Origin of the sequence: Saccharopolyspora sp. 6M, assembly GCF_020176775.1 — a bacterium.
Classification (GTDB): Bacteria; Actinomycetota; Actinomycetes; order Mycobacteriales; family Pseudonocardiaceae; genus Saccharopolyspora_C; species Saccharopolyspora_C gregorii.
Genome location: NZ_JAIUJZ010000058.1, coordinates 1 through 6,239 on the forward strand (window position 1 = coordinate 1; position 6,239 = coordinate 6,239).

A 6,239-nucleotide genomic window follows, 5' to 3' on the forward strand; every position below is an offset into this window, starting at 1 on the left:
GGCGGGGACGGGCTCGGGCCGCGGGGCCGGCCGGGCGGACACGAGCGCCGCGCCGAGCGCGACGGTGTACTTCGGGTGCAGCGTCACCCGCAGCGGCTTCCCGAACTCCTGCGCCACGAGCTGCGAGATCAGCGGGACCCGCGACGAGCCGCCCGCGAGCAGCACCGCCGAGAGGTCCTCGGTGCGCAGCCCGGCGGAGGCGGTGGTGCGGTGCAGCGCCTCGATGGTCAGCCGCACCGACGGCGTGATCATCTCATTGAACTCCAGGCGGGTGATGGTGATCTCCCGGGTCCCGGCGGGCAGCGGGAGGCTCAGCCGCACGTCGGGTTCGGTGGAGAGCTCCTCCTTGGCGCGCACGCACGCCGCCTGGACGGCCGCGATCGCCGCCGCGGATTCCGGGTCGGCCGGGTCGAGCGCGCCCACCGCCCCGTCCAGCCGCTGGTCCACGTGCGCGAACAGCGCCTCGTCGAAGTCGATGCCGCCGAGGTGCTCGATCCCCTCCGGGGTGCCGAGGATCTCCACCTCCCCGCCGCGCATCCGCAGCACGGTGGAGTCGAAGGTGCCGCCGCCGAGGTCGTAGACGGCGATGATCTCGCCGTCGCCGAGCCGCCGTTCGCTGGAGTAGTGCGTCGCCGCGGCCTCCGGCTCGGTGATCAGCCGGAAGTCCGGGACGCGCGCCAGCCGGGGCACCTCGGTGAAGTGCTCGCGCCGGTACGGCCCCCAGATCGCCGGGTAGGTCAGCACCACCGAGTGCGGCGGCTCGCCGGAGATCCGGGTGACGGTGGCCAGCACGTCCCGCAGCTGCGCCGCCATCAGCGCCGCGGGGGAGTAGGTCGACCCGCCGAGCACCAGCGGCGTCGGATCACCCAGGCGGCGCTTGAAGTTCCGGCTGGTCGAGGCGGGGTCGCCCGCGGAGTCCGCCGCCGCTTCGCCGGTGAGCAGGATGCCGCCGTCGCCGCGCCGCGCCACCGAGGGCACGATCACCGCGGGGGACATCGGCACCATGCGGGTGCCGTCGGGTCCGCTGATCGCGGCCGAGGTGAAGGACGTTCCGAGATCGATCCCCACGCCGTACCGCACGCGCGCCCCCCTGAGTTCGGTGAAAGTGAAGAACGATCACAACTCGAGCGCGGGCAAGTCTATGCGCGGGTGCGGTATGCGCCCTACCTCCACAAGGGGGCAACCGGTGTCAGCCCGCGAGGGAGTCGCGCCAGAACAGCTCGGTGAGCCGGTCGGCGATCCGCTGCATGTGCTGTAGCGCCTCGGGGATCCGGGCCCGGCCGAAGCGGCTGCGCGGCCCGTTGAGGGTGAGGATCGCCACCAGCGTTCCCGCGCTGTCCCGGATGGGGCGCGACAGCGAGAGCAGCTCGTGCTCCAGCTCGTTGTCGATGATGGCGAAGCCCTGCTCCCGCACCTGCTCCAGTTCCTTGATCAGCGCGGTGCGGTCGGTGATGGTGTCCGGGGTGAAGGCTTCGAGCTTCTCGGGCAGCATCGCGCGCAGCTTCTCGGCGGGCAGGTCGGCCAGCAGCACCTTGCCGGTGGAGCTGGCGTGCACCGGGTAGTGCTGCCCGACGAGGTTGCTGGTGAGCACGCCCACGACGTGCGATCCGGCGGCTTCGGCGACCAGGTCGAGCCCGTCCTGCGCGTTCGGGATGGACAGCGTGACGGTCTCGTTGAACGAGTCGGCCAGTTCGTCCAGCAGCGGCTGGGCATGCGCGACCAGGCCCGCGTACGGGTCGGCGGAGCGGCCGAGCCGGGCGAGTTCCCAGCCGAGGACGTAGTGGGTGTCGATCCGGTCCACCAGCCCGCCCTGTTCGAGGCTGTAGAGCAGCCGGAACGCGGTGGGCCTGCTGAGCCCGGCGGCCTTCGCGAGGGTGGTGACGGTGGCGCCGTTGCGCGGCTGGGCGGCGATCTCGCGGAGCAGGCGCACGGCCTTGGTCACCGATTTGTTGACCATGCCGGTCTGTTCGGGCGTGTCGTCGTCGCCCATACCGCTTCCGCCTCCCGCTCCGGCCCGTTCCCGGGCCGCGCGGCCCGAGCCGTGCGGCCACCCTAACAGCCGCGTTCACTTCGTGGACGCGGTGGCGTGGTGGGGGTGTCCCTCCTGGTGGGCCCGGGGGAGGGCGCGGCCGGGCGCGCGGCGACCGGTACGGTCCGGCGCGGCGTTCCGGGCACGGGGGCGAGGCACGACGAGGTGCCGCGGCTGTCGGTGTTCGGCTCGGCACCCTCCGTGGTCGCATGGTGGACGTCGTGTCCGGTTCCGGTGTCGGCTCGTTCGGTTCGCCGACCTGGGCGGAATCCGGAGATGTGCGGTGGATCCTTGACTCCGCCGCCGATTTCCCGAAGGATTCTCGGCCGTTGTGTTCACATGGTGAACGCGCTAGGGGCTGGTCGGTGCCGCGCGTTCATCCCCGACCGTGCGGCCCGCCGCCGCACCTCCGCGCACCCGCCGCCGCGCACCGACCGCGCTCGCGGGTGCTCCACCAGGAAGGAAACGCACTGGTGACCACCACCGCAGTCGCCGCCACCCGCACGCCGGAGGAGCGGAAGCGGTTCCTGATCCGGCTGACCCTCGTCGTCGCGGGCGGCATGTTCATCGACGGGTACGTGCTCGGCATCGTCGGGACCGTGATCGGCGCCATCACCACCGACCTGCACATGTCGGTCTACGGCGAAGGCCTGATCGGCGCCGCCGCGCTGATCGGCATCTTCGCGGGCGGGCCGCTGGGCGGCTGGCTCGCCGACCGGTTCGGGCGCAAACCCATGTTCACCCTCGACCTGGCGCTGTTCGTGGTGGGTTCGGTACTGCAGTTCTTCGTCGACTCCAGCTGGCAGCTGTTCCTCGTTCGGCTGCTGATGGGCGTCGCGATCGGCGCCGAGTACTCGATCAGCTGGCCGCTGATGACGGAGTTCGCCCCGGCGCGGCTGCGCGGCCGGTGCCTGTCGTTCGCCGAAGTGGCCTGGTACATCGGGTTCGTCGGCGCCTTCATCGTCGGCTTCGCGCTCACCGCGGTCGACGCGGACTGGCGGCTCGTGCTCGGCACCAGCACCGTGCCCGCCGTGATCCTGTTCTTCGGCAGGCTCGGCGTGCCCGAATCGCCGCGGTGGCTGATGAGCAAGGGGCGCACCGAGGAGGCCGAGCGGATCGCCGCCACCTGGATCGCCGACCGCGCCGACCGCGCGGACATCTTCGAGGAGCAGCAGCGGCCCGGCCGGTTCGGCATGCTGTTCTCCCGCGAGCACTGGCGCTCCACCACGTTCATCTCGGTGTTCTGGTTCTGCACCGTCACCCCGTACTTCGCCATCGCCACCTTCTCCGCGAGCGTGCTCGCCCGCTACGGGCTCGGCGAGGACGGCCTGGTCGGCGCGATCGGCGTCAACGGGGTGGCGCTGGCCGGTGTCGTGGTCGCCTGCCTGCTCATCGAGCGGGTCGGGCGCCGGATGCTGACCATCCCGCAGCAGTGGGTGTGCGCGGTGGTGCTGGTGGTCATCGCGCTGTGGTCCTCGGCGCCGCCGGTGCTGGTGCTGGCGTGCTTCCTGGTGTTCGCCTTCGCCAACGCGATGTGCACCGGGTTGACCGGCGTCTACCCGGGCGAGGTGCTGCCGACCGAGCTGCGCGGCCTCGGCACCGGGTTCGCCACCGCGGTCAGCCGGGTCGGCGCCGCGATCGGCACCTTCCTGTTCCCGTGGTCGATGCAGGACCTCGGGCCCGCCACCACGATGCTCGTGGCGGCCGGGATCTGCGTGGTCGGTGCCGTCGTCTCGCAGGTGCTGGCGCCGGAGACGACCGGGCGCGCGCTGACCGGGATCTCCACCGCGGACGAGGACTAGCGCGCGCGGCGGGGTTCCGGGTGCGCCCCGGAACCCCGCCGTCACCTGCGCGGAGGTCACTCGGTGATCTCGAACTCGACCGTCCCCCAGCCGGTGAACTCACCGGCCCAGTGCCCGGCCCGGTCCACCGGCACCGCTTCCAGGCAGCTGCCCGGCAGCACGACCTGCCCGGCCTCGAACCCGATGCCGTAGTCGGCCAGCCGGTTGCACAGCCACGCCGTCGCGGCCAGCGGGTTGCCGAGGATGTTGCGGGTGTTGCCCGCCATCACCTCCCGGCCGTCGAGCCGCAGCGCGCCCCTGGTGTCGCTCAGCCGCAGCTCGGTGAGCCGCCGCGGCGTCCCGCCGAGCAGCACCGCCCCGGTGGAACCGTTGTCCGCCACGGTGTCCGGCAGCGAGATCGCCCAGTCCTGCACCCGGGAGTCGATGATCTCGATGGCCGGCATCGCGCAGTCCACGGCACCGATCACGTCGGCGACCGTCACGTTCGGCCCGCGCAGCGGTGTCGCCAGCAGGAACGCCGGTTCCAACTCGACGAACGGGGCGATGAACCGGTCCCGCGCGATCGGCACGCCCTCGGGTTCGAAGCCGCTCGCCAGCAGGTACCCGTAGTCGGGCCGGTCCAGCCCGAACGCGGCCTGCATGGCCTTGGCGATGTTGCCGAGCTTGTAGCCGACGATCCGGTCGCCGCCCGCGACGGCCAGCTCGGCGTTGTGCCGCTGCACCGCGAAGGCGGAGTCGGCGTCCAGCTCCGGCCACTTGGTGGTCGGCGCGGGCACCGGCGTCCGGTTGGCGCGCGCGTCGCGCAGCAGCGTGGCGACGTCGCGGATGTCCTGGTCCTGCACGGGAAGCCTCCTCCGGTGGTCAGATCGCGGCGGCGAGCTGGGTGCGGCCGGTCTTGCGGGCCGGGTGGTCGGCGGGCAGGCGGACGGTGCCGGGGCCGTGGAGCTTCTCGCGCAGGGTGCGGCCCTCGTACTCGGTCCACATCACCTCGCGGCGCTGCAGCTCGGGCACGACGAGTTCGGCGAAGTCCGCGATGTCCCGGTACTTCACGGCGTGGCCGAGGTTGAAGCCGTCGATGTCGGCCTCGTCGATCCAGCTCTGCAGCTCGTCGGCGACGGTCTGCGGGGAGCCGACGATGGTGGGTCCGCTGCCGCCGATGCCGATGAACTCGGCGATGTCGCGCGGCGTCCACTCCTTGTCCGGGTCCAGCTTCGAGAACAGGTCGACCATGGTCTGCCCGGCGTCGGTCTTGACGTGGCGCAGCGGCACGTCCGGGTCGAAGCGGGACATGTCCAGCGCGGTCCAGCCGCTGTAGCGGGCCATCGCGCCGGCGTAGCTGACCAGCTTGCGGTACTCCTCGTGCTTGGCGTGCGCCTGCTCGTCGGTGGGGGCGACGACGACGTTGAGCATCTGCAGCACCCGCAGCGATCGGGGGTCCCGGCCGAACGCGGCGGCCTCGGCGCGCAGCGCGTCGACCTGGCGCCGCAGCGAGGTCTTGGACAGCGAGTTCACGAACACGCCCTCGGCGTGCGCGGCCGCCAGCGCGCGGCCCTTCGAGGACCCGCCCGCCTGGAACAGCACCGGGGTGCGCTGCGGGGACGGCTCGCACAGCGCGAAACCGGGCACGGTGAAGTACTTGCCGCGGTGGTCGATGTCGTGCACCCGCGACGGGTCGGCCCACATCCCGCGCTCGGCGTCGCGGACCACGGCGCCGTCCTCCCAGGAGTCCTCCCACAGCTTGTAGCAGACCTCCAGGTGCTCGGCCGCCACGTCGTAGCGCTCGTCGTGCGGGGTGAGCAGCCCGTTGCCGAGGTTGCGCGCGGCGCTGCCCGCGTAGGAGGTCACCAGGTTCCAGCCGATGCGCCCGTCGGTGAGGTGGTCGAGGGTCGCGAACTTCCGGGCCAGCGCGTACGGGTGCTCGTAGGTGGTGGAGCCGGTGAGCCCGAACCCGAGGTGCTCGGTGGCGGCGGCCATCGCCGAGATCACCAGCGACGGGTCGTTCGCCGGCAGCTGCGCGGCGTCGGCGAGCGCGCCGGCGGCGCTGCCCTCGTAGATGTCGTGGTACCCGGCGTTGTCGGCGAAGAATACGCCGTCGAAGCGGGCCTCCTCCAGCATCTTCGCGTACTCGGTCCAGTAGCGGACGTCCTTGTAGCGCGAGCCCTGGTCCTCGGGGTGCCGCCAGAGCCCCGCGGACAGGTGCGCCGGGCCTTGGAAGTCGAAGGCGAACAGTCGAATGCGGCGAGACATCATCGGCTCCAGTTCGGTAGCGGGGCGTGCCGGGGAGCGGCGCGGGGGGGGGGGGGGGGCCCCCCCCCCCGCCCGCCGGGCCCGTGGTGGGGCGGATCGCGGGCCGCCGCGCCCCCCCCCCGGGGGCCGGGCGGCACAGCGACGGGCGCGGCGCCAGAGAC

Annotated in this window: 5 protein-coding genes; 1 reads left to right on the forward strand and 4 read right to left on the reverse strand. The window is 72.6% G+C overall.

Going from position 1 to position 6,239, the window contains the following annotated elements; translation table 11 throughout:
• Window positions 1–1,080 (reverse strand): Hsp70 family protein (locus LCD31_RS09835; protein WP_224957468.1); only part of this gene is annotated, 1,080 nt, incomplete at its 3' end.
• 109 nt (window positions 1,081–1,189) lie between these two features.
• Complete coding sequence (locus LCD31_RS09840; RefSeq protein WP_224957469.1) at window positions 1,190–1,990, reverse strand: IclR family transcriptional regulator; 801 nt, start codon at window positions 1,988–1,990, stop codon at window positions 1,190–1,192.
• 512 nt (window positions 1,991–2,502) lie between these two features.
• Between LCD31_RS09840 and LCD31_RS09845 the strand changes: the two genes are divergently transcribed.
• Window positions 2,503–3,831 carry an MFS transporter gene (locus tag LCD31_RS09845; RefSeq protein WP_224957470.1) on the forward strand — a complete coding sequence of 443 codons (1,329 nt, stop codon included), beginning with the start codon at window positions 2,503–2,505 and terminating at the stop codon, window positions 3,829–3,831.
• A 56-nt stretch (window positions 3,832–3,887) separates the two neighbouring features.
• Here the strand turns inward: LCD31_RS09845 and LCD31_RS09850 are convergent, their stop codons facing one another.
• Both LCD31_RS09850 and LCD31_RS09855 read right to left on the reverse strand, forming a co-directional pair.
• A complete protein-coding gene (locus LCD31_RS09850) occupies window positions 3,888–4,673 on the reverse strand; it encodes a 2-keto-4-pentenoate hydratase (RefSeq protein WP_224957471.1) in 786 nt (261 codons plus the stop codon).
• A gap of 19 nt (window positions 4,674–4,692) precedes the next feature.
• The gene (locus LCD31_RS09855; protein ID WP_308011225.1) at window positions 4,693–6,078 is read right to left on the reverse strand and encodes an LLM class flavin-dependent oxidoreductase; all 1,386 of its coding nucleotides are present in this window, start codon (window positions 6,076–6,078) and stop codon (window positions 4,693–4,695) included.
• Window positions 6,079–6,239: the final 161 nt, after the last annotated feature.

What these genes read in the sequence shown, in the direction of transcription:
- LCD31_RS09840 (WP_224957469.1), bottom strand. Translation starts at nt 1,990, where the DNA reads ATGGGCGACGACGACACGCCCGAACAGACCGGCATGGTCAACAAATCG.
- LCD31_RS09855 (WP_308011225.1), bottom strand. Translation starts at nt 6,078, where the DNA reads ATGTCTCGCCGCATTCGACTGTTCGCCTTCGACTTCCAAGGCCCGGCG.